Origin of the sequence: Streptomyces canus, from assembly GCF_001514145.1 — a bacterium.
GTDB classification, from domain to species: domain Bacteria; phylum Actinomycetota; class Actinomycetes; order Streptomycetales; family Streptomycetaceae; genus Streptomyces; species Streptomyces canus.
Genome location: NZ_KQ948679.1, coordinates 59,337 through 85,790 on the forward strand (window position 1 = coordinate 59,337; position 26,454 = coordinate 85,790).

The 26,454-nt window shown below is 69.6% G+C and carries 19 protein-coding genes and 7 pseudogenes; 9 read left to right on the forward strand and 17 right to left on the reverse strand.

The window, feature by feature from the left end:
- A pseudogene (locus tag AQJ46_RS59545) lies at positions 1 to 106 on the forward strand (AMIN-like domain-containing (lipo)protein); the annotation flags it as partial.
- Positions 107 to 481: 375 nt separating this feature from the next.
- On the opposite strand, the pseudogene AQJ46_RS45785 reads toward AQJ46_RS59545, so the two are convergent.
- Positions 482 to 1,093 (reverse strand): annotated as a pseudogene (locus AQJ46_RS45785) (transposase); the annotation flags it as partial.
- A gap of 418 nt (positions 1,094 to 1,511) precedes the next feature.
- Between AQJ46_RS45785 and sigK the strand changes: the two are divergent.
- Positions 1,512 to 2,123, forward strand: a complete 612-nt coding sequence (sigK, locus tag AQJ46_RS45790) for an ECF RNA polymerase sigma factor SigK (RefSeq protein WP_079072753.1) — start codon at positions 1,512 to 1,514, stop codon at positions 2,121 to 2,123.
- A complete protein-coding gene (locus tag AQJ46_RS45795) occupies positions 2,120 to 2,863 on the forward strand; it encodes an anti-sigma factor (protein ID WP_059211292.1) in 744 nt (247 codons plus the stop codon). The genes sigK and AQJ46_RS45795 overlap by 4 nt, the downstream gene beginning before the upstream one ends.
- Before the next feature lie 3 nt (positions 2,864 to 2,866).
- On the opposite strand, the gene AQJ46_RS45800 is transcribed toward AQJ46_RS45795, so the two are convergent.
- From AQJ46_RS45800 to AQJ46_RS45825, 6 genes are read right to left on the reverse strand one after another with little or no spacing between them, the layout of a single operon-like run.
- Positions 2,867 to 3,589, reverse strand: coding sequence for a 4'-phosphopantetheinyl transferase family protein (locus AQJ46_RS45800; protein ID WP_059211293.1), 723 nt, complete (start codon positions 3,587 to 3,589; stop codon positions 2,867 to 2,869).
- 10 nt (positions 3,590 to 3,599) lie between these two features.
- A complete protein-coding gene (gene sbnA / locus AQJ46_RS45805; RefSeq protein ID WP_059211294.1) occupies positions 3,600 to 4,589 on the reverse strand; it encodes a 2,3-diaminopropionate biosynthesis protein SbnA in 990 nt (329 codons plus the stop codon).
- Between the two features lie 43 nt (positions 4,590 to 4,632).
- Positions 4,633 to 5,700 carry a 2,3-diaminopropionate biosynthesis protein SbnB gene (gene sbnB, locus AQJ46_RS45810; protein WP_059211295.1) on the reverse strand — a complete coding sequence of 356 codons (1,068 nt, stop codon included), beginning with the start codon at positions 5,698 to 5,700 and terminating at the stop codon, positions 4,633 to 4,635.
- The gene (locus AQJ46_RS45815; protein WP_059211296.1) at positions 5,697 to 6,713 is read right to left on the reverse strand and encodes a TauD/TfdA family dioxygenase; all 1,017 of its coding nucleotides are present in this window, start codon (positions 6,711 to 6,713) and stop codon (positions 5,697 to 5,699) included. Before AQJ46_RS45815 ends, sbnB begins: the two co-directional genes overlap by 4 nt.
- 30 nt (positions 6,714 to 6,743) lie before the next feature.
- Positions 6,744 to 9,203, reverse strand: a complete 2,460-nt coding sequence (locus AQJ46_RS45820) for an amino acid adenylation domain-containing protein (protein ID WP_059211297.1) — start codon at positions 9,201 to 9,203, stop codon at positions 6,744 to 6,746.
- On the reverse strand, positions 9,203 to 11,743 hold the full coding sequence (locus tag AQJ46_RS45825; RefSeq protein WP_079072754.1) for a Pls/PosA family non-ribosomal peptide synthetase: 2,541 nt from the start codon (positions 11,741 to 11,743) through the stop codon (positions 9,203 to 9,205). Before AQJ46_RS45825 ends, AQJ46_RS45820 begins: the two co-directional genes overlap by 1 nt.
- Before the next feature lie 899 nt (positions 11,744 to 12,642).
- Between AQJ46_RS45825 and AQJ46_RS45835 the strand changes: the two genes are divergently transcribed.
- The 4 genes and pseudogenes from AQJ46_RS45835 to AQJ46_RS59235 form a co-directional block, all read left to right on the forward strand.
- Positions 12,643 to 12,948, forward strand: a complete 306-nt coding sequence (locus AQJ46_RS45835) for a hypothetical protein (RefSeq protein ID WP_059211299.1) — start codon at positions 12,643 to 12,645, stop codon at positions 12,946 to 12,948.
- A 329-nt stretch (positions 12,949 to 13,277) separates the two neighbouring features.
- A pseudogene (locus AQJ46_RS45840) lies at positions 13,278 to 14,609 on the forward strand (NF041680 family putative transposase); the annotation flags it as partial.
- 100 nt (positions 14,610 to 14,709) lie between these two features.
- Positions 14,710 to 16,203, forward strand: a complete 1,494-nt coding sequence (locus tag AQJ46_RS45845; protein WP_059211300.1) for a transposase — start codon at positions 14,710 to 14,712, stop codon at positions 16,201 to 16,203.
- Positions 16,204 to 16,243: 40 nt separating this feature from the next.
- Positions 16,244 to 16,387, forward strand: a pseudogene (locus AQJ46_RS59235) (NF041680 family putative transposase); the annotation flags it as partial.
- Positions 16,388 to 17,407: 1,020 nt separating this feature from the next.
- Here AQJ46_RS59235 and AQJ46_RS45850 read toward each other — a convergent pair.
- The 4 genes from AQJ46_RS45850 to AQJ46_RS45860 all read right to left on the reverse strand — a co-directional run bounded on the left by AQJ46_RS45850 (position 17,408) and on the right by AQJ46_RS45860 (position 21,465).
- Entirely contained in the window at positions 17,408 to 18,088 is a 681-nt protein-coding gene (locus tag AQJ46_RS45850; RefSeq protein ID WP_318656745.1) for a glycoside hydrolase family 25 protein, read from the reverse strand.
- Positions 18,085 to 18,408: a hypothetical protein gene (locus AQJ46_RS53395; protein WP_079072755.1), complete on the reverse strand. Its 324-nt coding sequence runs from the start codon at positions 18,406 to 18,408 to the stop codon at positions 18,085 to 18,087. The genes AQJ46_RS45850 and AQJ46_RS53395 overlap by 4 nt, the downstream gene beginning before the upstream one ends.
- A gap of 286 nt (positions 18,409 to 18,694) precedes the next feature.
- Positions 18,695 to 19,801 (reverse strand): NAD(P)/FAD-dependent oxidoreductase, encoded by a 1,107-nt coding sequence (locus tag AQJ46_RS45855; RefSeq protein WP_059211302.1) that lies wholly within the window; start codon positions 19,799 to 19,801, stop codon positions 18,695 to 18,697.
- Between the two features lie 35 nt (positions 19,802 to 19,836).
- Positions 19,837 to 21,465, reverse strand: a complete 1,629-nt coding sequence (locus AQJ46_RS45860; protein ID WP_059211303.1) for a LodA/GoxA family CTQ-dependent oxidase — start codon at positions 21,463 to 21,465, stop codon at positions 19,837 to 19,839.
- 399 nt (positions 21,466 to 21,864) lie between these two features.
- Between AQJ46_RS45860 and AQJ46_RS45865 the strand changes: the two genes are divergently transcribed.
- Entirely contained in the window at positions 21,865 to 22,545 is a 681-nt protein-coding gene (locus tag AQJ46_RS45865; protein ID WP_059211304.1) for a DUF899 family protein, read from the forward strand.
- Positions 22,546 to 22,566: 21 nt separating this feature from the next.
- Here the strand turns inward: AQJ46_RS45865 and AQJ46_RS45870 are convergent, their stop codons facing one another.
- Entirely contained in the window at positions 22,567 to 23,328 is a 762-nt protein-coding gene (locus AQJ46_RS45870; RefSeq protein WP_059211305.1) for a hypothetical protein, read from the reverse strand.
- A 421-nt stretch (positions 23,329 to 23,749) separates the two neighbouring features.
- Here AQJ46_RS45870 and AQJ46_RS45875 point away from each other — a divergent pair, with 421 nt between their 5' ends.
- A complete protein-coding gene (locus AQJ46_RS45875; RefSeq protein WP_159064187.1) occupies positions 23,750 to 24,013 on the forward strand; it encodes a WD40 repeat domain-containing protein in 264 nt (87 codons plus the stop codon).
- 11 nt (positions 24,014 to 24,024) lie between these two features.
- On the opposite strand, the gene AQJ46_RS57940 is transcribed toward AQJ46_RS45875, so the two are convergent.
- The 5 genes and pseudogenes from AQJ46_RS57940 to AQJ46_RS45885 form a co-directional block, all read right to left on the reverse strand.
- Entirely contained in the window at positions 24,025 to 24,345 is a 321-nt protein-coding gene (locus tag AQJ46_RS57940; protein WP_059211307.1) for a hypothetical protein, read from the reverse strand.
- A gap of 55 nt (positions 24,346 to 24,400) precedes the next feature.
- Positions 24,401 to 24,625, reverse strand: a pseudogene (locus tag AQJ46_RS59240) (pentapeptide repeat-containing protein); the annotation flags it as partial.
- Positions 24,565 to 24,858, reverse strand: a pseudogene (locus AQJ46_RS53405) (transposase); the annotation flags it as partial. The pseudogenes AQJ46_RS53405 and AQJ46_RS59240, both read right to left, overlap by 61 nt.
- A 55-nt stretch (positions 24,859 to 24,913) precedes the next feature.
- A pseudogene (locus AQJ46_RS59550) lies at positions 24,914 to 25,090 on the reverse strand (IS630 family transposase); the annotation flags it as partial.
- 299 nt (positions 25,091 to 25,389) lie between these two features.
- Complete coding sequence (locus tag AQJ46_RS45885) at positions 25,390 to 26,148, reverse strand: hypothetical protein (protein WP_059211308.1); 759 nt, start codon at positions 26,146 to 26,148, stop codon at positions 25,390 to 25,392.
- Positions 26,149 to 26,454: the final 306 nt, after the last annotated feature.

The window sequence follows — 26,454 nt, forward strand, 5'->3', positions numbered from 1 at the left end:
AGCCGCGTTCGACAGCAAGCCCTCCTACACGACGAAGCAGCTGCACCGCCCCGAGCGCTTCGTCCTCGACATCGCCCACCGCAACACCTGCCGTTCCTCGCACTGAGGTGCATTGACGGATGCTGCGGTCGCGCACCGCCTTACACGATGGGCGGCACCGGGTGTGTCTCGTCAGCGGCGTGTCCCGTACGGTCGTGGACCCGCTGGACCGCCGCTGCCGACGGCGGCTCCACACGCATCCGCCGGCCACCGATCACACAGGCGGCGACGACACGACCCCACGACGCTGTCTGGACATGTGCTCAGCATCAGATCGGGGTCGGCGTCCGTGGTGAACCGCGCCGGGCCTGATGGAGGCTCCGGACTGTCCCGAGTTCGGTGGAGTCGAGCTGCCTGCCTCATCGCAGCGGAACGGCTCGAGGTCGTGCACGAGTCCGTTCTGACTGAGTTTTTGGTCGGGTGGTTCGTGTTTGGTCCCGGGTCAGGTTCCGCGCCGGTTCGGGATGGCTTCGCCGGTGAGTCCGCGGGCCATGAGGTCGATCATCGCGAGGTGGATCATGGCTTCGGAGCGGTGCGGGTGGCGTTCATAGTCGCGGGCTAGTCGTCCGTGGTGCATGAGCCGGCCGATGCTGTGTTCAATGGTCCACCGTCTCGGGATGATCGTGAGCCCGCGGGTGCCGGGCGGGCGTTGGACGGGGTGGACGTCGATGCCGAGGCGGGCGCCGTGGTCGATGGCGGTGGTGCGGTAGCCGGCGTCCACCCAGGCCTTGGTGATGTGCGGGTGGGCGGCGGAGATGCGGGTCAGCAGGGTCACGCCGGCCGCGGTGTCGGAGACGCTGGCGGCGGTGACCAGAGCGGTCAGCAGCAGGCCGAGGGTGTCGCAGCCGAGATGGCGTTTGCACCCGATGATCCGTTTCCCGGCGTCCGTGCCCTGGTCCGCGAGGTGCACGTTGGCGGAGGTCGTGACGGTCTGCGAATCCAGCACGCAGGCCGACGGTTCGGCGTCACGGCCTTCGGCTTCGCGGACCAGGCGCCGCAGCAGGCCTGTGAGCTGCTCGAACACACCGTCCTGCTGCCACTTGGCGAAGTTTCCCCCACCGACGTCTCCCGCTGGACGTCACCGCCGCAATGACGGCGGCGCGGTGTGGAGGCCCCCGCCGAGTGCAACCGGCTGGCCAAGCGCCCCGATCCCCTCGCCCGCCGCCCGCCGCCCGCCGCCCGCCGCCCGGCGCCCGCCGCCCGCCGCCCGGAACGAACTGCTCGCGCGCGGAAGTGGTAGTGACGGACCCGGGGTCAGGTCCAGGAGGGGAGAGGAGGGGCTGCCGGGGTCACTGGCGGCCCCTCCTCGCACTCCGGAGGCGACTGATCTTGATCTGTGGCGGTGACAGCTCCGAACAAAGGATGCGGGGGGAACGCTGCGGCAGGCAGGTGAATCTGTCAGACGGACGGCTTTGGACCGGATGCGCTCTTCGCTGATGGGGGCCAGTGTCGAGCTGAGCCGAGGAGGCGCGATGGACCGAGGAACCGGATCTCAGAGGAGAGGTGACACGCAAGGGCGGCGAGGAGAGTCCGCGGACGACCCGGAGCTGGACCAGTTGCTCGTCCACGCCGCTGATGGCGACGAAGAGGCCTTCGCCGGACTGTACGAGGCCCTGGTGCACACGGTGATGGGGCTGGCGTGCCGTGTGGTGCAGGACAAGGCCCAGGCGGAGGAGGTTACCCAGGACGTGATGGTGGAGGTGTGGCGGACCGCCAAGCAGTTCCAGCCGGCGCGCGGAGCCGCCCGGAACTGGGTGCTGACCCTCGCGCACCGCCGCGCGGTGGACCGGGTGCGGTCCGTCACCGCGGGCCGCGCCCGCGAGCTGCGTGCCGCGGTCCGGGAACAGGAACGGTCCTTCGACACCGTCGCCGAAGAGGTCGAGGTGCGGGAGGAACAGCGCGTGGTCTTCCGCTGCCTGACCCAGCTGGCCCGTGAGCTGAGGCTCCCCCTGGTGCTGGCCTACTACGAGGGGCTGACGTACGCGGAGGTCGCCGAGGCCCTCTCGACGCCGCCGGGAACAATCAAGTCACGGATGCGTCAGGGGCTGAAGCGCCTGTACGACTGTATGGAGGCCGGTTCGTGAACCTCACCGACGACCCGCATTTCGATGTCGGCGCGTATGTGCTGCACGCGTTGCCGGCCGATGAGGAAGCTGCCTTCGAGAACCACCTGGCCTCTTGTATCCCCTGCCGTCGGGAGGTCGAACGATTGTCCAAGGTGACCGTCGGGTTGGGTGCAGCCGAGACGAGCGCGCCCTCGGCAGACCTGCGCCGCCGGGTGCTCGACCAGATCGCCACCGTGCGTCAGGTTCAGTCCGACGCATTCGCGTCTCGGCGCCGACGCCGTGGGCAGCGGGGTGTGAAGCTGGCGCTGGCCGCGTCCGTGGCGGCAGCCGTGGCTCTCGGAGGTGTCGCCTGGTGGCAGAGCTCCGAGGCCGAAACCGCGCGTGAGCAGTCCGCCCAGGACCGTGCCGAGTACCGGCAACTCGCCGATGTGCTGACCGCCCCCGACGCCACGATCAGTACCCATGAGCTCGCGCGCGGCGGGACCGCGAGCGTGGTCGCCTCCCGGGCGCAGGGCCGGTCCGCCTTCATCGGCTCCGGGCTGCCGCCGCTCACCGACGACCGGGTCTACCAACTCTGGTACGCCGAATCGGGGCGGTACCGGCCAGCGGGACTGCTGTCCACCGCGGGCGGACGTGAGGCACGTGTCCTGGACGGGCCCCTCGGTGGGGCCACTGGCGTCTGCGTCACGGTGGAACCGGCCGGTGGCTCCCGCCAGCCCACCACACACCCCCTCGGCGTCATCTCCGTCCCCGCGTGACGATCACTGTTCGGCCACCGCGACGGCGGCCGCGCATCCCCTCCCCACCGCCACGTCGTCGATGCTCCAGCCCGGCACCCGGCGGGGCCCGTGCGCGGACGCGCCGAGGTGGTCGAAGCGGAGGTCACGTCCGAGTCCGGTACCGAGCCCTTTCAGATACGCCTCCTTGCGTGTCCACACGCGGGCGAAGGCGGCGGGGCGCTGGTCCGGCGGGCACGCGGCGAGCTCGGCGGCCTCCCGGGGATGCAGCGTCGCCGTGAGCGCGGAGACGACGTCGGAGGCGGGCATCCGCTCGATGTCCGCGCCGACCGCTGTATCCGCGAAGGCGAGCAGGCAGAAACCACCGGTACGGGAGACGGAGAAGCACAGAGGCACGCCGGGCACGTCGGGACGGCCGTGCGGGGCCCGGCACAGGGGGCATGCTTGCCGTACCAGCGTCACGTCCGACGGCTCGACCCCGAGGTAGGCGCCGAGGAGCATACGTAGGCACACATGGGCGACCCGGTAGCCCTCCCTGTCCGCCACCCGGTGAAGTGTCGCGGCCCGCGCCCTTTCCCGGCTGTCCAGCAGTGTGCCGGCGAGCGGGGTCACGGCGCCGCGGAGGTCCTCCACCCGTGCCAGCCACAGCCGGGGCCGGCCGGGGCGAGGCGGCTCCGGAGGCCGGGCCCAGGCGACGGGTGTCAGCCGCTCGGGGCGCAGGACCGGTCGCACGGGAAGGAGGCACATGTCCGGCCGCCTACGGTCGGTCGGAGGGCGCCCGCACTGCGGGGTGGTCCTCGATCGCGTCACTGCCGTACAGGGCCTGCACCCAGTTGCTCTGGTAGATCGTGTCTAGATAGCGCTCACCGAGGTCTGGGGCGATCGCGACGGGCGTGAGCCTCTGCGTTCCGTGCCGGGCGAGCCAGCTCGTCGCCCCGCTGACGACCGTGCCGGTCGACCCGCCGAACAGGAAGCCCCTCCTCGCCAGGTTCCGGCAGGTACGGATGGCATCGGCCTCCTCGACGCGGACCGCCTCGTCGACGTATCTCTCGTCGAGCAGGGGCGGCCGGAGGCTCATGCCGAGGCCGGGGATCATCCGCCGTCCGGGCGGGTCGCCGAAGATCGCGGAGCCGACGCTGTCCACCGCGACGATCCGCACCGGCCGGTGCCAGGAGCGGAACCAGCGGGCGCAGCCCATCAGCGTGCCGGTCGTGCCGACGCCGATGAACAGGACGTCCAGGAGCGGGAACCAGCGGGCGATGGCCGGGGCCGTCCTGAGGTAGTGCGCCCGCCAGTTGTCGGGGTTGGTGTACTGACTCAGCCACACGTAGCGGTCGTCCGCGGCGCACAGACCGCGCAGGTGCGCCAGCCGAGCGCCCAGCAGACCGCCCGTGGCGTGCTCGTCGGAGACGACGTGGACGTGGCTGCCCAGGGCCTCCATCATCAGCCGGGTGGCGAGGTTGCATCGGGAGTCCGTCACGCAGACGAAGCGGTAGCCCTTGCTCGCGGCGATCATGCTCAACGCCACGCCGAGATTGCCGGAGGAGGACTCGATCAGGATCGAGTCCCGCCGGAGTGTTCCGCTGCGCTCGGCTGACTCCACCATCTCGGTCGCGGCCTTCAGCTTGATCGAACCCGCGAAGTTGAAGCCCTCGCACTTGAGGAAGAGCCGGTGGCCCGTCATCGGCTGCAGGTCGACGTACAGGTCCTCCTCGTTGAAGGCGTGGGGGACGGATATGACAGGCACGATGGTCTCCTCGTACAGGCCCGACGGTGGACGGGTTCCGCCCTCAGCCGTGCCGGCTCAGTTCGTGAAAGAAGTGGTCGATGACCCGCAGTTCGCCGGATCGGGCCACCTCGTCGTAGACATAGCTGCCGACCGCGAGGTCCAGCACGCCCAGGCCGAACGGTGAGAAGACCGCCGGACGGTCGGCCGGGACCGTCACGCGGCCGGCCATCACGTCGTCGAGCGTGCCGAGCAGGAAGTCGCGGTTGCCGGTGAGGCGTTCGGTGAGGTGCGGTGAGGTGGCGGCCCTGAGGCAGTGGTCGATGTCGTCGACGACGTTGGTGGCGCTGAGGAGCACCTGCGGCGCGAGGTCGCGCAGCGACACGTGCAGCACCACCGGGTTGTGCCGGAACCAGGACGGCTCGGTGATGTGCGGCCGGTCGGCGACCGTGGCGAAGACGATCAGGTCACTGAGCCGGATCAGCTCCTCGGCGCTGCGGTGCACGGTGACGCGTCCGACGGCTCCGGACTGCTCCAGGTAGGTGCGGAAGCCGGCGGCGCTGGCGGGGGACAGATCATGCACACCGATGGCGTCGAAGGACCAGCCGGTGCCCTCCAGGTACGTGTGGATGTAGCGGGCGATCAGACCCGCCCCGACGAACCCCAGCCGGGCGGGGCGCGCCCGTCCCCTGCTGAGCCGGTCTGCGGCCGACGCGGCGGACGCCGCGGTCCTGGCGGCGCTGATGACCGAGCTCTCCATGCAGGCGAAGGGGTAGCCGGTGGTGGGGTCGTTGAGGATGAGGACGGCTGACGCCCGGGGGATGCCCGAGGCGACGTTGGCGGGGAAGCTGGAGATCCATTTCAGTCCGTCCACCCGGCCCTCGCCGCCGAGCGAGGCGGGCAGGGCGATGATCCGTGATGTCGGCCGGTCGGGGAAGCGCAGGAAGGAGGACGGCGGGTTGACCGTACGGCCGGTGCCGTGCAGGCGGTATGCCGCCTCGACGACCTCCACCACGGTCTTCTCCCGGCCCTGGAGCACTTCTTTGACCTGGCTTCCGGGGACGACGGCGAAGGACGGCACGGCCGGGGTGTCCGTCCGGGCGGTCTGCGGTCCGGTGTGCAGGGTGGTCATGCCGCTTCCCTCCCCGTCCGCAGTCCCAGAAGGCCGGGGCGCACAGGGTCGGCCATCGCCACCACGATGTTCCGCGGCCCCCGGTACGCCTCCCGGCTGTGCGCGGTGCGGATGTTGTCCACGAGCATCAGGTCCCCACGCTGCCAGGACCGGCGTGCGGTGTGGGCTTCGTACGTCTTGTTGATCTGCTCGACGACGTCCGGGGGCACCGGATCGCCGTTGCCGTAACGGGTGTTGAAGGGCAGCCCGTCCGGTCCGTACTCCTCGATCAGGAACTCCCTGACCTCGGGTGCCATCGTCCACTCGTTCAGGAACGCGATCTGGTTGAACCAGCAGTGCCGGCCTGAGGAGGGGTGCCGCAGGACGGCGGGCCGGTGCTGGCGCGTCCGCAGCGAACCGTCCGGCTGCCAGGACCAGTCGATCGCGTGGGCACGGCAGTAGGCCTCGACCGCGTCGCGGTCGTCGGTGCCGAAGGACTGACCGAGCGTCGCGCCGATCCCCTCGTTGTACACCCGGTCGAGCAGCCAGCCCTCCCGGGCGAAACGGTCGACGAGTTCGGCGGGCAGCGCGTACAGCACCGCGGTGGCGTCGGCCACCGCGGTGGCACCGCCTTCGACGGGCGGCTCCAGACACGCGAACATCAACAGGCCGGGACACTCGAAGGCGTAGCTGAGTTCGTGGTGCATGCACATGGGCTGGTTGGGCGGCCATGCCGACGACGAGTAGACGCCGTCCGCGTGGCGGTCGCGGGCGGCGAACGCCTCGCGTTCCGCCACGGGCCGCTCGGCCACCTGGCGCAGGACCGACTCGACGTCGGCCGGGGAGCGCATGCCGAGGCCTCGGACGACGAGCGCCCCCCGCTCGGCGACGAGTTCACGCAGCGCGTCCCGTCGGCCGGCTGCCCAGGCCGCCGCGTCCGCGGCGTTCGGGGTGTCTGCGGCATCGAGTACCGGAAGGCCGTCCGGAGTCGGTGCCGTGGTGGCCCTGTGCTTGCGGAAGTGTGCCGACAGCATGTCGGTCTCCTCTCGTACTCCTCGTGTCCGTCACGGTTTTCCGCCGGTCCGGCTGTCGATCAGCTCGGCCAGGTCGGCCAGTACGGGACGGCCGACGAGGTCGCGCGGGGAGATCACCCGGCCCAGCGAGACCGCTAGCCGTACCGCCGACAGGGAAGTGCCGCCCAGGTCGAAGAAGTTGTCGTCCCGGCGGATCCGTCCGGGCGGCAGTCCGAGTTCCGCCGCCCATCGCGCCGCGAGCCGCCGTTCGGCCCGCGTCCGCGGGGCGCCAAGGGCATCCCGGGCCGGACCGAGGTCCTCGGCGAGCGCCGCGAGGGCCTTGCGGTCGGTCTTGCCGTTGGCTGTGAGCGGCAGGCGGTCCAGCCGGTGGAAGGACGCCGGGATCATGTACGCGGGGAGCAGGTCCGCGAGCCGCTCGCGCAGGTCCTCGGCGGTCACCGCACACGCGCTCGTGCAGAAGGCCGCCAGCTGGCGGCCGTGCCCTTCCGCGCCGGTCACCACGACCGTGCAGTCCGTGACACCGGGCACGCGCAGCAGCGCGTTCTCGACCTCGCCGATCTCGACCCGGAACCCCCGGATCTTCACCTGCGCGTCCCGGCGGCCGAGGAACTCCAGCTTCCCGTCGGGCCGCCAGCGGCCGAAGTCTCCCCCACGGTAGAGCCGTTGGCCGGGGCGGTGGGGGTCGGCCAGGTAGGCGAGCCGGGTGCGTTCGGCGTCGTTGACGTAGCCGCGGCCGACACACACCCCGGAGAAGACGATCGCACCGGGCGCCCCGAGCGGAACCGGACGCAGGTTCTCGTCGACGACGTACTGGTGCACGTTGGCGACGGGTCGGCCGAGTGGGATCCGGTCGGTGGCGGGCGCCCGGTCCATTACCTCGTGGTTGGTGTCGTCGGACGTCTCGGTCAGCCCGTAGGCGTTGACCAGCCGCACGGCGGGACCGGTGACGAACCACCGCTGCACCAGCTCCCCGCGCAGCGCCTCGCCGGTGACGGACACGCACCGCAGGTCCGGCAGGTCCCGGGGGCTGCGCCCCAGCGCGGACAGGATGACGTCGAGATAGGACGGCACCACCTGCAGGACGTTGACGCGCCCCTCGGTGATCCGGTCCAGGAACCGGTCCGCGTCAAGGATGGCGTCCTGCTCGACCAGCAGGGTCCGCCCGCCCGTCAGCAGCCCCGCCAGCAACTGCCACAGCGAGATGTCGAAGCACTGCGAGGCCGTCTGGGCCACCACGGTGCCCTCGCCGATACCCAGGTCGTCGATCTTGGCGTACAGGTGGTTGAGCAGGCCTGCGTGCTCGCACATCGCGCCCTTCGGCTCACCGGTGGACCCGGAGGTGAAGAAGACGTACGCGAGCCGGCCCGCCGCTATGTCAAGGCCGAGGTCCGTTCCGTCGGTGGCCCGGTCGGTGACGTCCGGGACGATCAGCCGCCGGGTCCCGGGGAGCGATACGAGCGCCCGGTCCAGCTGCGTGGTGCTGTCCGGTTCGGTGACGACGTACGAGCAGTCGGCGCGGCTGAGCATCGCGCTGATGCGGCCGCCCGGGTGACGCGGGTCGACGGGCAGGTACGCGGCGCCGGCCTTGAGGACACCGAGCACGCCGGCCGCCCAGTGGAGGTCGCGCTCGGTCACCACGGCGACCGTGTCCTCGGGGGCGAGCCCCTCGGCCAGCAGGGCGCGAGCCAGCCGGTTGGCCCGCATGTTGAGGTCCGCGTACGTCCACTCGCAGCCCTGGTGGACCACGGCGACGGCGTCCGGATGCCTGCGCACTCGCTCCTCGAACAGTTCGTGGAACCGGCGGTCCGGCAGCGCACGGCGCGGCCCCGCCAGCCCCTCGAGCTGGAACCGGAGTTCGTCCGCGGACAGCAGGCTGCGCCGGTGACGAGGGGCGTCGGGGTCTGCGGCGATCGCTGCCAGCGCGGCGAGATGGTATCCGCCGACCCGGGCGGCGCAGTCCGCGTCCAGCAGGTCCGTCCGGTGCCGCAGGCGCAGCACGAGCCGGCCACGCTCCTCACCCGCCCAAACGCCGAGCAGCGCGCCACCGTCCACCGGGACGGTGACCTCGTGCCCGGCCGCGAACACCACTTCAGGGCCCTCCCGGGACGGTGTGCTGGTCCCGGGCGACAGCGCCGCCGCCTCGGCCCGCCGGGCATCCAGCACCAGACGGCGCCAGGTGCCTGGCCCGGCCGTCAGCTCGAAGGGCAGTGGCCGGGGCCGGCCCGGGGCCAGATAGCCGCTGCGCACATCGGGATCACCCGAGAGCAGGGCGAGCACCTGCGCGTGTGCCGCGAGGAGGATCGCGGTGAGCGGCACGCCGAGTTCACGGGCCCGCCGGCGCAGGGCCGCCGTCACTTCGCCAGGGACGCGCCTGACGTGCTCCCCCGTACCGGGCATCGGCTCCTTCGCCCATCGGGGCGCGGCCGTGAATCCGCCCTCGACCCGGCTGTCGTATCCGGGGACGCGGGCGTCGGTCGCTGTCGCTGCCATCACCGCACACCTCCGCTTTCGTCGAGGGCCGGGCGGGCCGGATTCCCCACCCAGCGGGTGTGCTCGGGGACCGACTCGCCCTTCATGAGGAAGCAGTCGGCCCCCAGCACAGCGCCGTCGCCGACGGTCACGCCGTAGTGCACGAACGCTCCGACGGCGAGGGTGCAGCCGGCACCGAGGGCACTGCGGTCCGACTTGAACGTGCCGTCCTCCTGGGAGTGGCACTGCACGACACTGCCCGCGTTGAGGGTGCAGCCGTCCCCGATGCGGACCATGGGGCGCTCCGTCAGAGCGCAGCCGTCGTCGAAGACCCGCGCCCCGATCCGGACGCCCAGCATGCGCCACACGACGCTCTTGAACGGCGTGCCGTCGAGGATGTGCAGATACGTCTCGGACGGCACCTTCCAGTACCGCTCACGACGCCAGAAGCGGCGGTCGTAGATCGAGCAGAACAATGGCTCCGGAGGGTGCGCCGCCGTGACGGCCCGCTCGAGGAGGACGTAGTAGAGGAGGGTGAACGGCAGCAGGACAGCGTTGGCGAGCGCGAGGACCGCTGGGCCCCACGCCGGGTACAGGCTCGCGGCGAGCACGAAGAGCAGGACGACGCAGAAGAAGAACAGCCATCCCGTGAGCAGGTGACATGCCATGGTGACGGCGTTGTGCCGGTTCTTGGCCGCGAGGCTGCGGCGCAGACCGCTGCCGTCCTTGAGTTCGTCGAAGGTACTGTCCCGCGCCACCGACCGCGGGATCTCGAAGCAGGGAGAGCCGAGAAGTCCCACATCGTGCCGGATCGGTCCACTGACGGGGACCGCCACCTTGGTGGCCAGGAGGCAGTTGTCGCCGGTCCGGCCCCCGGAGGGGTAGGCGATCCGGTTCCCGAGGAAGTTGTGCGCCCCGATCGCGGTCCGCGACAGGCGGAAGGAGGTGCTGGAGTACTCGGCGTTCATCAGGGACAGTCCGTCCGCGACCATGGTCCCGGTGCCGACCCTGCTCAGAGAGGGGCTCTCGTGCTTGACCGCTGTGCCGAAGTTCGAGCCGGTCTGCTCCACGGGGGCGAGGCGGTAGCCGACCCAGCGCAGGTAGTGCACGATGCAACTGCTGTCGCCGAACAGACGGGTCAGGGACTTCCTGTTCGTCATCACGACGATCGTCCGGTGCACGGTGTGGTGGAAGCCGAAGAGCGGGTACGTCCGGCCGGGCCGGACGAACCTGCCGAGCAGCCGTGGGACGGTGGCCAGGACCGCGAGAGCGGCGATCACGCCGCCGAAGAAGACCACGATCGTGACCACCAGCAGGTCGACGTAGAGGACCGTCGCCCCGCCTGCCTTCATCACCGCGGATCCCTCCAGCACTCGGGAGAGCAGCACATCCAGGCAGCCCACCGCCAGCGGCACGTACACCAGGAGCGCCACGAGCAAGAGCAGGACACCGTGGACCGCTCGCCGTGCGGTGCCGCACCGGGCGGGCTCCACCTCCGGGAAGTCGCTGTCCGCGGGCTGGGCCGGAGAGCCGTGCCAGTGCTCGCCATCGGGGACCGCCTGGCCGGTGTGCAGGGAGGAGGCGTGCCCCAGCCGGGATCCGTCGCCGAGCCGGCTCCCGATGTCCAGCACCGTCGCCTCGCTGACGACCGCGTCCCGGCCCAGGGTGACCTGCCCTGTCTCGATCACGCCGTCGGCCGCGTGGTAGCAGCTGAGCAGCGCGTCCTTGCGGACGAGTGCGCCGTCACCGACGGTCAGCAGGTCGGTGCAGACGGGGGCGGAGCGCGAAAGGATCGTCACTCCTCTGCCGATCCGCGCACCGAGGGCCCGCAGGAAGAGCGGGTAGAGCGGCGATCCGACGAACAGGACCAGCGGGCTCGATCGGATCAGCGTCTTGACCAGCCAGAACCGGAAGTAGGCAAGACTCCAGACGTGGAACCTGCGTGGCGTGAACCGGCCGATCAGCAGCCACTTGGCCATCACTGGCAGGGCGCACAGCACGATGAGCAGCGCGGCGCCGAATTGGACGCTCCGCAGGTATGCGTCGAGCAGGTACGCCTGCGCGGAGATCCATTCGTAGCCCTGGGCGGAGACGACGGCGAGGAGAAGGGCGTAGCCGAGGAAGGCCAGAAGCTGGAGTGCCCCGCAGAGCACACGGTGCGGGCGGCCGGTCGGCGGAGCGGGCTCCTGGGCCATGGCTCTGGGCAGTTCCGATGGGCTGAGGGCCTCGGTTTCGCCTGGTGGTGGAGGCGCGCTGTCGACAAGCGCGGCTGCCAGTCCGCCGGCGGTCGGATGCTGGTAGATGTCGCGCATCGACACGTGCGGCAGGTCCGCGCGGTTCCTCACCCGCGCGCAGAAGTGCGCCATCACCAGGGAGTCGGCGCCGAGATCATCGAAGAAGTCGCTGTCGACACGCACCTCGTCCAGGTGCGCGACCTCCGCCAGCAACCCGGCGAGCCGCTCGGCGACAACGGACACCACGGCTGGATCCGGCGGCGCTTCGCGGAGCCGGGCCTCCTCCACGAGGCCCCTTTCCACCTCCTGGAGCTGCTGTCCCGCCATGAGAGGACCCCCTCGGCTGCCGACTGTCGTGTGTTCCGCCTCACTGGGGGTTCGTAGCCGGGCAGCCAAGGTATGGATGTCCAGGCGTTCTTCTCGAAACGCGAGCGGCTGTCTCACCAGCCGGATGCCTCACAGACGGCGATCGGAGCGCATCGGCCACCGGCGACTCGGCCGGCGGCGGCCAGGGACTGCTTGCCCGCCGGACGCAGAGTCAGCACGGTGAACCGTGAGGTCATACTGCCTTTGATGCCCTGCCGCCAGGTCACCTCGGTGAACTGGTTCCCGCTGGTCTCGGCAGCGTGGAGCGAGATTGCTTGTGGCGGAGTCTGTCCGCGGCGCCCTTGCCGCTCGTTCACCTTCACCCCGCCGCCTTGCCAATTGGCGGGGCTCCGGCTCGAGCTCCGATTCCCGCTCCTGACCACCCAACCAGCCATCGACCGTGCTCGCGGCGGCCCGCTGGCCCTCGGGCCCGACGTACACCGCGTCGGGGCGTACTTGGCCACAGCCGGGCACGTCGCTGAACGCCGCCCGCTCATCGTGGTTCCCGGTCGCGTAGAACACCGACGCGCCCCGCTCCAGGGGGTTAACCGCCCACGAGCTCACGCGTAACCTCGCGCGATCCATCGTCCGCCACGTCTCCCGTGACAACGAGTGCATCGAGGTCAGTTGTCCGATACACACCTCGACCGCGCTGGCGACCCGGAGCCCGATGGGGCCGATGGCACGGTGGCGCTTCGATAGATGCTCGACGACTTGGTCCATTTACGCTTCATCCCGTGAGGCTGACCCTTCTCGGATGGACGCCCCGGAGTGCACCGGCGATGCCAGCGGCTTAGCTTCGCAGTGCTATGCCGCGGGCCGCCCGGACGCGGCGCGTCCACGCGGCGAAAGGAAACTCCATGGCAGTCGTGATGACCTTTTCCTGGCCCGAGATCACACGCGACGTTTACGACGCGGTACGCCAGAAGGTGCGCTGGGAAGAAGACGCACCGGACGGGTGCGTGCTGCATGCCGCCTGGTTCGTTCACGGCGGCCTCAACGTGATGGACATCTGGGAGTCGGAGGACCACTTCAACCGGTTCATCGAGGCCAGGATCGCCCCTGTACTCAAGGGCGAACTGGGCGTGCAAAGCGACCCCGAGCCGAAGTTCTACCCCCTGCACCGGCGCTTCGTCGCCCCTGGGATCAGCGGCGCCAGCTCCTGAGGTACGCCTTCCGCGTACGGGGCAGCGTCAGCAACGCCTCGTCATCCTTCGCCCCGCAGAACCACACCAACGCCACCGTCACGGACTTCGCAGACTCCGACCGCGAAGACGTCAAGGTGCGCTCCGTGATCTTCTCTGCATGACGACGCACGCCAGCCGCCCCAGTGCGAGCCTTGCGCTCTTGGCACTGGGGCTTGGACTGAGCTTGGCGTTTATCCTCGCGGGTCACTCGACCTGCTGATCTGCGGTTCTTCCCGGGACAGCAGGGGCGGCCGTTCTCCACGCTTCGAGATGTCGAGTCACGAAGCACGAGAGAACGGCCGCTGTGTATGAGTCTCCCGGTCGGCGCGCCCGCGGGCGACGCATTGGGCATCCTGTCCCGCTTTCGTGTCGAGTTCTACGAATGTCTCTACGCCCGAGCGGACGCGCTCTTCGAGCTCACGGACGCGGTGTTGTGCGCGGACGGGCCGGTGCAGACCCTGGTCGAGCTGTCGCTGGCCATCGAGCACCGGCGCGGGCATGGCGCGCTGTACGCGGCTTTGGACCGCGGTTGGCTGGAGCCGACGCGGTTGCGCCGCACGCTGGCCGGCCTGCCGCTGCCGAAGGCGGCCGACGGGCGGATCGTGCTGGCTGTGGACGTGAGCAACTGGCTCCGTCCCGATGCCCCGACCAGCGACGACCGGCTGTTCTGCCACGTCTACGGACGTGGTGACCGCAAGACGGACCAGTTCGTGCCGGGCTGGCCGTACTCCTTCGTGGCCGCGCTGGAGTCCGGCCGCACCTCCTGGGTCGCGCTGCTGGACGCCGTGCGCCTGGGGCCCGCCGACGACGCGACGCTCGCCACCACTACCCAACTGCGCGACGTCGTCGAGCGGTTGACGCACGCCGGGCACTGGCGGCCGGGCGACCTGGAGATCCTGATCGTGATGGACGCCGGTTACGACGTCACCTACCTCTCCCACGCTCTGGCCGACCTGCCGGTCGTGCTGGTCGGGCGCCTGCGCTCGGACCGGGTCATGCTCCGTGACGCAGGCCCCGCACGTTCCGGCCCGAAGGGCGGGCGGCCCCGCCGGCACGGCGGCGTCCTCACCTTCGCCAAGCCCGACAGCTGGCACCAGCCCGACGTCACCACAGCTACGGACACCACCCGCTACGGCAAGGCCGAGGCGATGGCCTGGGACCGGATGCACCCCAGACTCACCCACCGCGGTCCATGGCTGGACCACGCCGAGGAGGAACTTCCCGTCCTGCACGGCACGTTGGTGCGGCTGCAGGTCGAGCGACTGCCGGGCGACCGCGACCCGAAACCGGTCTGGCTGTGGTGCTCGGCCACCGCCGCGACACCGGTGGCTGTGGACCGCTGGTGGCAGTCCTTCCTCCGCAGATTCGATCTTGAGCACACCTTCAGGCTCCTGAAGCAGACGCTCGGCTGGACCGCACCGAAGATCCGCCACGCCGACAGCGCCGACCTGTGGACCTGGCTCATCATCGCCGCCCACACTCAGCTCCGCCTCGCCCGCCCCCTCACCGAGGACCTGCGCCGTCCCTGGGAGCGACCTGCCGAGCCCCGCCGCCTCACTCCAGCCCGCGTCCGCCGGGGGTTTCGCAACGTCCGCGCGACTGCGGCGAGGCTGTCGCACGGCTCCTGCCCGGTGAACGTCAAGAGCGATTCGTTGTTCGGTTCCGAGGACCAGGGAGGCGTCGGAGTCTTGGCTGGTGGGGCGGAACTTCTTGTCGTGCGACCGTGAATGTGATCTTGAGATGCCGGGGGATGTGCGGGAGTGGCTGCCGCCCGAGCACCTGTGCTGGAAGGTGCTCGACGTCGTCGAGCTACTTGACCTGTCGGCGTTCGAGAAGAGCTACCGTGACGACGGGCGGGGCGGGGTGGCCTACCCTCCCGCGAGCCTGATCGCGTTGCTCCTGTACTGCTACAGCAAGGGAGTGCGTTCCTCCCGTCGCATCGAGCAGGCTTGCTGGGACGACGTGGGCTGCCGAATCATCACCGCGAACCGCCGAGTGGACCACTCCACCCTCGCGCGGTTCGTACGACGCCACCGTGCCGCCTTGAACTCGCTGTTCGTGCAGGTGTTGTCGCTTTGCGGCCGACGTGGCCTGGTCGATCTCTCGGCGGTGGCCGTGGACGGCTCACCGATAGAGGCGAACGCCTCACGCGACGCCAACCAGCGGCTCCAGCGCCTGGAGGAGACCATCTCCCAGTGCGAGAAAGAGATCCACGCGCTGATGGAGGATGCAGTAGACCACGCGCTCAGCGTCGAGGCCGATGGCTCGGAAGCACAGGGCGATGGCGAGGATGCATGCGACAACTGGCCTCGCCTGTCCCGGCTGTGCGACCGGCTCGCCAGGGCCCACTTGGCCAGGGACAGACTGCACGAACGGGCTATGCCTTCACCCACCGAGATCCGGATCAAGGTCGAAGCCGCCGAGCGGATGGTGGCTCGTGCGGAGAAGCGCCTGGCCACCGAGGCCGAGGCTCACCAGGAGAAGCTGAAGAAGTACGAGCTCCGCGTCCGAGAGGACCGGGCGGCAGGACGTCGTGGAGCGAACGGACGGCCCCCGGTCCCGATGGAGCACAAGACCGTCCTCGTTCGCCAGCGAACGCGCCTGGTGAAGATGCGGGCCTGGCTGGAGCGGGCCCGCACACCCCGACCGGCCCCCTCCCCGGAGGCCCGTGCCTGCCTGAGCGATCCCGACTCCCGGCTGATTCCCGGCAAATGCGGCGGCTACCTGCAGGGATACAACATCCAGATCGTGTGCGCCCGCCGTCAATTCCTGCTGGCCATCGAAGCGCACGACAATCCCTCGGACAGGACGGCCCTTATTCCGATGGTGAAGAAGACCCAGCACAATCACCAGGCCGCACGGCTCCCCGGCGACATCCAACTCTGGCTCGCCGGCAGCGGCTACGCCTCCGCCGCGTCCTTCGAGGCCCTCGCCGATCTCCCGCTGCTGGTGTCGGTCACCAGCGATGCAGACCAGGCAGGCTTTCCCGCGAAGCGTCAGCAGGCCCCTGCAGGCCAGCAGGACATGGCGGCCCGCCTCGCCACCCCAACCGGACGGGCCCAGTACCGTCAGCGCAGTGCCCTGGTCGAGCCGGGATTCGCCCAGATCTTCCAGCGCTTCGGACGACACCTCAACTACCGCGGCCGCCAGGCGGTGGACGCCGAGATCAAGCTCCTCGGCACGGTGCACAACTTCAACAAGCTCATCAACCACACGCCCGAGAAGCACTCTTGACGTTCACCGGGCAGGAGCCGTGCGACAGCCTCCGGCCCGTCCGGCAGCCGCACCGAAACCGTCCAAGCCAGGCCCGGGACGGCCGCCCGGCTCGAAGAACAAGCACCGGGCCACACGCCACGACGTCGGCAAGACCGTCAAACGCGCTGAGTCGATCAAGGAACACCAAGCCCGCCGAGGATAAACGCCAAGCTGAGAAGCCGTATCCCAACCGAACGTGATGCCTTGATTCCTGCTGGTCAGGCATGGTTTCGGGCGTGCGACCCTGGCGGGAGACAGGGCATTCGCGCTGCCTGGCCACCGTGTTCGGATGATCCGGGTTAATCCCGTCGAGTGCCAGCCCGCGGGCAGCGACAGCCGGCGGCGGCTCGCGAAGTCGTCCGGGCTCGTTCGACCAGGCCCACGATGCGGGTGACACGCTGCTGCGGGAACGCCCCTGGCATCACTGCAGGCCGCGATCGAGAACACCGGCATCCTACTCAGCACTCCGGGTGCGGCCTGCTCCCAGTCGATGACTCCGGTGGCCATGTTGTGGCCCTCGAAGCGGTCGACGCTGCTCGGCTTGAGGGGCATTGACCGCTCCAACCGCGAGATAGTGCTGCACGAACGTCATGGCAACACCCGGCGCGCAACGCCCTGACAGCCCCTGCATGCCCGGCTGTCGTGTCGTATGGACCGGGACTCGGCTGAAGTCCCATGCTCTGGTGCCCTTCTCCAGGTACGACGAATGGCGCCGCAGGACCGACACCTGGCGCTTGTCCGGCGTCGTCGGGTGGGGCGCGGTCTGTGCCTTTCGGGACGCGGCGAACACAACCACTGCTCCTCAGCTCTCGCTGTCCGCATGCCAAGGAAGCACCGCGTTGTGGGGGCTGCCCCAAGAGCGGCATGTGCCCGCCTCGTATGGCTACGCCGGGGGCGTCGCTCCGCGCCGCAGCCACGTCACCGCCCGGTCGAGCAGCGCCCTCCCTCGGGTGAAGGCGCCAGGACCAGCGAACCGGCCCTGCACACCGAGGCGTCGCCACCCATCTGGCCAGCACAGCGAGTCCGAGGAGACGGGCCCGCATGCCTGGGTGGCCTGGAATTCGGGCGTCGGCGGCAGCATCGACGACACCGATCCGTTCGCCGCCGAACCCTGCTGGCTGGTCGACGACGGCGACGACGACCTCCCCGTCTCCGCCTCACGGTGAGCCGCGTGCGCTGAGCCTCAGCCGGACGGAGCCAGTTCCCGGCTTACGGACCAACCGTGCAGGGCCTGCTTGTCCCTGAAGTTTCCGACGTTGGTGTCGACCGGGTCGTCGGTGTACTGGTGGAACAGCCACGGGTGCCGAATGTCGGGCCGACCGGGCCTTCCGTTGTAGTGGGCGATCCAGAGGCCGTCCCCGGCGAAGGACGTACTGTCACGGTGCAGCCAGAAAGCCCGGTTGCAGTACAGGACCGTCTTGTGTCCGGCCGCCTTCCGCTGCACCCGCTTGATCCAGTTGTCCTTGAAGGAGTTGGAGACGTCGCCGTCCTCCCAGTCGAGGGCGAGAATATCCCCCTTCGCCAGACTGATCTTGGAAAGGAAGTAGTCAGCCTGAGCTTCCATGGAGCCGGGCCGGGCGAAGTGATAGAAACCGGTCACCAGTCCGGCGTCTCGTGCGGTCTTTCGCTGAGCGATCCACTTGGGGTTTGTGTAGGTGGTTCCCTCCGTGATTTTGATGAATACGAAGGCGAATCCGTCGGTGTGGTATTTCTCCGGCTGGTATGACGAGACGTCGATTCCTCTGATGGTCATAGTCGGCTCCTCAGTGCGCGGCGAGGCGGCCTGGCGACCCGCGCGCGCATGATGTCCATCGTGAACCTTGGGGTTGATCTTGCCGAGCTGCCACTCCAGGTGACCGATCACGCTGTCGGAGCCCCAGCCATACGCACGGCAGATTGCGTGCCCGCCTTGGAACCTGTTGTTGCGGTTGTCCGGTGGCCCATTTCGTCCGAGACGGGATAGCGGAGGAAGGAGCATTCCCATCCCATCCGCGGCCACAGGTCGCGGATGTCGCCGTGAACTTCATGGGCGCCTGTGTTCGGCGTCCAGTAGATCGAGCCGCCCTCGAAGTCACGTGAACTGCCGCGCCCGTCGGGATTCGGACCTTCCTGACTGCCGGCCCCGACGTCGACCGGTGCGCCGATCCAGGGGATCTGACCCCACTTCTCATCGATGGCCGTCATGGAGTTCTCCCAGCTCAGTTACGGTCTGTTTTCATTCTCGCGCGGTGCACCGACCTCGGCATCTCGATCATCCCGCCCGGCGGGAACGTCACGCAGGCACCGAAATTGCCGTCCCCGTGCGCGCCTCGAGGCGGCTCCCGCCACCGGTGAGCCGTGCGGACTCCTCCTACCTGCCACAGGAGTTGCTGTGCACGGAGACCGCGGCCTGACCGACCGTTCCGGAAGCCCCGGTGATGCCACGCAAAACAGTGCTGCCGTGCGCCCCCCTGCCGCAGAGCCGCACCGCTCAGTGACGGCGGTCCCAGAACGGGGTGTCCCAGCGTTGTTCCCTGCGGTACTGTGCGGCCCTTGTCTCCAGGTACTCGGCGTGAACGGCTGTCATGCGGCGTGCGTACGCCGCCATGGCATCGGTGTCACCGCCCTCGGCGGCCAGGATCGCCCGCGCCCCCACCAGGCCGGTGGCCAATGCGGTGACGATCCCCCGGGCAGCCAGCGGGTCCGTCGCGGTGGCGGCGTCTCCCACCGCCACCCAGCCCCGGCCGGCCGCAGGAGTGGCGCAGGCCGAGCCGGCGGCGAACACCCGCAGCCGGCGCGACGGTTGCTCCCGGCCGGCGATCCGTTCCCGGATATGACCGGCACGCTGTGCCTGGGCCCACCACACGTCCCGATCCAGCAGGCGTACCCCGGCGAGGAGATCGGCGTCGGTCATGGCCATGAGAACCCGCTCACCCCCGGGTAGCGATGCGGTGTACCACCAGCCCCAGCGAGTGGCCTGCACCAGCGAAGTTCGGTCCGGACAGGCGGCCTGCTTCGGCGGGCCCAACAGCGCAGCGACCGCGATCAGTCGGTCGGAACGGGTGCGCCCCGCCCCGACGCGACGAGCCAGCCGAGCGGCCCGCCCCGTGGCGTCCACCAAGTGGCCCGCCTCCAGCACATCGCCCTCGCCGGTGGCGATCTGCCAGCGGCTCCGATGCCGGCGAGCGTCGCGCACATGTCCGGCGTGCCAGAGAGCACCACCGGCAAGGGTCGCTTCGACCAGGGCGGCGTCGAACCGGGTGCGGTCCAGATGCCATCCCTCGCCGTACGGACCGAGCCCGTGGTCCGCCGCGGTGAGCGCATCCTGGCCCCAGGCGGCCTGGTTGCCGTAGCAGGGAGCGTGCCCGTCGCCGGTGAGCCCGTTGAGCACTCCCAGCCGTTCGAGAAGCGGGCGGGCGGTGGGAGCGAGACTCTCCCCGACCCGCCAGTCGGGGGAGGTCCTCGGCGAGACGAGGACGACGCTCGCCCCTGCCCGGACGAGGGGCAGCGCGGCGGCACACCCGGCGGGGCCTGCGCCGGCGACGAGAACGTCGAAGCGCCGGCTCCTCTCGCAGCCGCTCGACCCGCCGCTGTTCAACGCACCGCTCCCGCCTGTGCCCGGCCTACCCGGTCTCATGGTCGGTTTCGTTCTGTCTCGACCAGCATCGGGCTGCCGCTGGGGCCGGGCCGGCCGACGACGAACCCGAGAGTGCTCCACTTCTCGACCATCTCGTTCATACCTTTTTCTGCGTTTTCACCGTCGCCGATACCGCGGTCCCACTCCTGGAACGCCGCGGCCGCTGCGTCCTGCACCAGCCCGTCGTGTGCCGGCTCGGGAAGGACTTCATCGGGGCGGGAAGCCGGCCACCAGTGGTCCATGCACATGTAGAAGTCGGCCTGCCAGGGCAGGGCCATGTACTTGGTGACATCTCCGGCGACCAGATCTTCGCGCAGCCGGAAGGGCGCCGCCCAAGTGGACTGCTGGTCAGCGATGTACGTCATCTCGATGCCTGGGAAGAATCCACCGCCGCTCGCTGTCTCCAGCGCAGCCCGCACCAGGGCGTGGGGCTGGTCAGCCGGCGCGATAGCCTCGAAAGGAATCGGGGCGGGCACCCCTGTCCAGTCGGCCAGGAAGTCGCCGGCGGCCCAGCGTTGCATCCGCGCGTACTGGCCGGGCAACAGCGCCAGCCACGTCCGTGGCCGGTTCGGCTGAGCGTCCCCGTCATCACCGGAGAGCACGGGCATGAACCCCGCGTTGGCCTGGCTTACGTCGTCCACCAGTCCGGGCTTGCGCAACCTCTTGAAGACGGCCTGACGCGCAACGGCGTCGTCTGGGGCGTTCGACGACAACCGGGCGAGGCGGGCCGGCGTGAGGAAGTTGCGCCGGGGATCGCCGTGCATCGCTCGCGCGCTCTTGTTGACCCATGCCAACGCGACCGGGCGGGCGAGCAGCGGGTAGACGTCGCGGGTGAAGGAGACTTCCGGCGGCGTGGGCAGTCCGCCCGACACGCGGGCGGCCTCCAGCGCGACGTCGTATAGGGTGACCACGCTCGGTACTCCGTTGGCGTAATCGGGCGGGGCCACCACGACCCGGGCCGAGGTCACTGGGACCTGACGCCCGTCTGGGCTCAGGCGCACGGTGGCGCTGACCGTGCCGTCCGAGGTGTCGTCGTACCAGGAGTCGTTGTTGGCGTAGTGGCTGAGCGGATTGGCGGGCTTGACCGAAGCGGACGTGCCGAAGCCGCCGAGGACGAGCAGTCGGCCGGCCTCGTCGGTGCGCAGTTCGCCCAGCGGTACCGGGGTGCCCAGGAAGGTCCCGGTGTCGAACCTGGCGTCCGTGCCGTCCTGGGACGGACCGGTCACGCTGCGCGGCCCCGGCCGGATGACCAGCCGCGCCCGAGCGGCGGGATCAGTGGGATCGATGTGCTGATTACGGCGGTTGGAGTCGGCGGTGGACTCATGGAAGCGCCCGGCGAACTTGAACCACTCACCCTTGGCATTGGCCAGTTCGGCGGTCCACACGATCTGCGCTTCGGCCGACGTGAGCTCGCCCAGGACGGTGCCGGCCCGGTCATAGCCGTACATACGGAACCGGGCGGCCTGACGTTTGATCCGCCCGTCGGCGTCCTTGAAACCGCCGGACGGACTCGGCGGGACCCCAGGGGTCTCAGGGCCGTTGAAGAAGCCGTCGGGGCTGTTGCCTACCCGCGCGATGCCGATCGTGGGATGGATCTCGCAGCGTGCGACGTCATCGAGATTCATGGCAGCTCCCGGTGAAGGGTTCGGGCATTCGGAGGGAGCGTGACGCTGCCCCGGCTCAGCCGGGTGCGGAGCACATGACGACGTCCCGGAGCAGCTCTCCCTTGTCGACACCGCTGCCGTCCTCACGAGGTGCGGCAACGCTGAGAGTTCGCTCGCTACCCGCTCAGGCCCGGCGATACGGAGGACGGAGATCCATCGTCCCCCCGATCGTGGGTGGTGGCAATCTGGTGGTGATCCGGCGCAGCCCAGGTACCGACCTGCGTTCCGAGGCGATGTCCGGGGCCGAGTGGCAACTGGTCGCTTCAGGTGAACCGCATTGCGCGCCTGGCACATCGCGGCGGGTCGACCTGTTCTTCTGGGCGGGTGTGCCGCGCCGAACGGCGACCATGAGGAGGAAACATGCGCGTGACCAACCTCGGCAACGAATCCTCTCAGTACACCGCCGCCAGGGAAGAACTGCGCCGGGCGGAGACCGAGCTGATGCGCCAGCGCGAGCACGTCGCCGAGCTGAAGCGACGCCTGCCCGAGGGCCCGGTCGTCGAGGACTATCTGTTCCACGAGGGGCCGACCGACCTGGCGGCCGGGGACGATCCGGTGCGCGAGGTCCGGCTCAGCGAGCTCTTCTCCGGCCCTGACCGGCCGCTGATGCTCTACCACTTCATGTACGGAAAGGAACAGGACCGGCCCTGCGCCTCGTGCACGATGTCGATCGACGGCTTCCATTCGGTCGCCGACCACCTGGCCGGCACCCTTGACTTCGCCGTCGTGGCCGCCGCCGAGCTGCCCGCGCTGCGCGCGTATGCCAGGGACCGGGGCTGGACGGGGTTGCGGCTACTCAGCGCAGCACCGAGCCGCTTCAAGTACGACCTGGGCAGCGAGGACTCCGCCGGTGGTCAGGACGCCACCGTGTCGGTGTTCACCCGCGACGAAGGCGGTGCGGTGCGCCACTTTTACAGCACCCGTGTGCGGATGGCCGACGGCAACGGCCAGCAGGCCACCGACCTGCTCAGCCCCGTCTGGCACCTGCTCGATCTCACCCCACAAGGCCGTGGCGACTGGTATCCCCGGCTCTCCTGGTGACGGTCGGAGGGTGCCGCTGCGTCAGTGAGGAGTCAGATCGCCGGTTTCAAAGTACAGCTCGGTGCCGGCCTCGACCTCGACCGTCACATGCCCGCCGCTGACCGCGGCGACGGCAGCCGCTCGTTCCCGTTCCCTGAGCTTCCCGCCGAGCTCGTCCGGACGACCGGTGACGGTGACCTCGATGCCATGGCGCAGCTGGTCGTCGGACACGTCCAGGCCCTGGACGTCGGCCGTCATCAGGTGATCGAACTCCTGATGGCTCGCGGGCTGGAAGGGGCCGGTGATCAAATGCGCCAGGAACCGCTCCGGCCCCTTGCCGAACAGGAGGTACGTCAGCTCCTCCCGCTGCTGGTCGGCCGCGGTGAACTTGTGGTGGGTGACCACATCGACCACGTCCACCACGACATCGGAGGCGATCTCGACAGGCGTCTCGGGATGGGCTTCCGGCTGTTCGAAGTGGTTGCGGAACAGGCTCCCGGTGAACGAGGTGCGGGCGGGCGGTTCGCCCGCCTCGCCGGGATAGAGGTCGGACAGCGCGAACATCTCGGGTGCGAAGGTGTAGAACCGGGCTTCCGGGTGCGCCTTGCGGTCGTTGCGATACGCACGCTGGAAGGACCCGAAGGACCCTTCCAGGATCAGCTGCGTGTTGTGCGGTTCATGAGCCATCGGCAGGTGGGAAAGGAAGGGGGTGTCGTCACCCACCACCGCCATACCGTGGAAGGAAGGGGCTTCGGGTTCCGGGTGTCCGCCTGCGTGGTGCATGTGGCCGCTGTGCTCGTCCATGACTTTCCACCTGTTCGATCGGACCCGCCGGGGGGATGCTGTCGGATGGCGGCGGTGTGTGGATGAAGAGCGCGGTCGAGGATCCCTCGTGCGGGAACGACCGGCTCCAGGTGCGCGAAGTGTCCTGGCGCACCTACGCCCCTCTCTCAAGGATGTGTCCGGCCGGGGCGCGACGCATCTTGGGACGCCAGCCCCGAGCAGGGCCGGATTTCCACCCGCCCTCAAGGCATCAGGGCGCCTCAAGGCACCGTGGACGAGGGGAGTTTGAGCCGGATCGGTGCCAGGGAGGGGACGCGCTGCGCGCGCCGGCGCGACCCGCACCGCCGGGCATGGACCATCGAGGCACACAGAACCGTTGGGATGGCCTTCAGTCTGGACAGCCGTATCCTCGCCACCGGCCGGCTACGACGGGACACCACGCTTGTGGGATGCGGACACCAGCGAACTGCGCACCGCGCTCACCCAGCACACCGCAGCAATGAATGCCATGGCCTTCAGCCCCGACGGTCGCACCCTCGCCGGCAGTTACGCCGGGACGGTACGGCCGTGGGACGTCGTCACCTCTCTCGACCCCGCCCGGGCTATCAAGCAGATCTGCCACACCTTCAACCGCGACCTCACTCAGCAGGAACGCGCGGTCTACCCTCCCGGCGAATCAGCGGACCATGTATGCCTATCTGACTGATGCCGTGTCCTTCAGCAGAGGATCCACCCCTTGCCCCCGCACCCTGCCCCACCCGCGTCTGCACCCGCACGCACCGCTTGGCCGAGTGCAGGGGCGACCGGGCCGGCCCGGTCGCCGTAGTGGCCCTCGCCGACGCCACCGTTGCGCTCGTAGACGTTCAGGACGCCGCCGGAGAACATGCACGTCTCGCGCGACTGCTCGCCCGGGTCCTGGACCGCTTTCCGGATCAACTCGACCAGCCCGTACGCACCCTGGACCTGATGGACGACGAGGAACGCGACACCGCCACGGCGTACGAGTCTGGCCCCCTGCGCGCCGACCACCCGTGCCACGAGGCTCGCCCGGCACCTGCCGAACGGCCGAACGCGCCCGCCGTGCCCCGGCCAGGGAGGCTCCCGTTAGCGTCGCCGCGCCCAGGTTGACGTGGGTGAGGTCGGCTTGTCTGAGTTGAGCGCCGGCTAGGTGATTCGGTACGGGTGAGGGCGGTGAGGGCCGCCTGTACGTCGGCTGCTGGTTCGGCCGGAAGGTCGTTGTCTGGATCTTCGGGGTGACTGACTTCCTCGGGTTGTTGTCGGCTGCTGGGTGAGGAGCAGTCTGGTGCCGGCCAGGCAGCCGTCGATGAGGTCGGGCTGGAAATGGATATGACGTAAGCCTCGGCGGAGGGTGGGTTCGAGGTGCTCGTCGTCGGTGAAGGCGGTGTTGGCCAGGGGCCCGCGCCGTAACAGGGACCAGACACCCTCGACCAGGTTCAAATCCGGTGCATAGAAGGGCAGTTGGATGATGGTGAGCCAGTCGTGTGCGGCCGCGCACTCGCGCACCCCGGCTGCCCGGTGGGTGTCGAGATTGATGCCCCTCAGCTTGGGCAGTTTCGGCGGCCCAGCAAAGGCGGAGCGCATCCATCCCGCCCTCTCGCCAGGCACGACCCAAGCGCTCCACCGACCGCTCACTCACCCGCAGATCCTTCGCGATCACCGCAGTGCTCTCACTACGGCCGAACCGCTCCCGTGCCTCGCAGCGGATCCGCTCACGAAGCCGCCGCCTCTCGGCGGTCAGCCCGCCAATCTGCGGGTACCGCATGCCACCGGCCTACCGCAGGGATCACCACCCGTCACCACCCCCGACAACACACCGAGGAGGTCAGTAGGAGCTGGTGCGGCTTTCGCCGCACGGTGGCGGATGGAGTGGCAGAGGGCGCGAACCGCGTCGGTGGCCTGGGACGCGCTGCAGGACTACCTCGACGCCCGTATGGAGGGGTGGCTGTTCCAGACGGCGATCGGCGGTCAGCTCCGTGGGCGGGCAGAACAACACAGTCGGCAAATCGGTCCGAGACCCCCAGGTGCCCGCCGCGTGACGGACGTCGCGTGGGAGGGGACCGGTCAGGCGAGCCGGCCGGCGGCCGCCACCAAGGCGGTGAGTACGCGGCGGGTCTTGTTCTCGGCGTGCTCGGAGAGGGGCACCCCGCGTTCCCGTACCGCCTCCTGGAGTTTCCGCTGCTTGCGCTCGGCCCGTGCCGTGAACGTCTCCCGATCGTCCTCATCCTTGGGTTTCACCCGGATCGAGACCTCCAGGAACTCCAAGCCGGTCACCGACCACACCTCCAGATCGGCCTTCAGGTCGTCGAGCGGGACGTCCTCGATCTTCGTCGACAGGACCGGCCCCAGCGCGACCAACCCGTCGAGCCGGACGGAGGACGCACAGGTATGCAGGAACTGGTCCTGCACCGCGTCCATCGCCGCGGCGGCATCGGCGCCCCGCTCCACCGCGTCGCCCAGCGTTCCAGGAGGGCAGTCGCGTCCCAGAGAGGCCGCCAGCACGCGGCCGTTCCTCGACCAGTCCTCCTCGATCCGGTAGGTGAAGGGTCCCGCTTCGAAGGCGTCGGAGAACCGGCCGACCAGTTGCTCTTGGTCGCATGGACGCAGCTTGACCGTCAGATCCTCCGATGCGCCGCCCAGTCTGAAGCGCACGATCACGCCGTTGTCCAGCAACGGGACCCGCCCCTCGGCGGCCCCTTGCCGGTCCTCTGCGAACCAGATCCGGCGCGAGGTCAGCGCACCCCGCGAACTCCCCAGAGCCGACAGCGCACCGGGCACATCGCCCTCGACGTTGACCTTGATCTCGGCCGGAAGCAGGCTCATGACATCGCTCCTGTACGGGTTTCAAGGGTGCAAAACTAACGTTTTCAGGATATCTCCTCCCCCCTGCACAGGCGCGGTGTCTGTCTCGGGCCGTGAACGCCGGCACCGCGTCGCGCCAGATGCTTGCTCTGGAGGGACCCGTCCGCACCCTGATGCGCACACCGCCCGACGGGAGCGGACACATCCCACGGGCCGGAGTTCCGCTGCGTCGAGGACGAGCCGTGACGCCGAATTTCAGCGTGCCTGCTCCCCTGCCGCCGGCTCCCCTTCCTCGAGGTAGAACTCCCGCCCCATGACGAGCCGCAG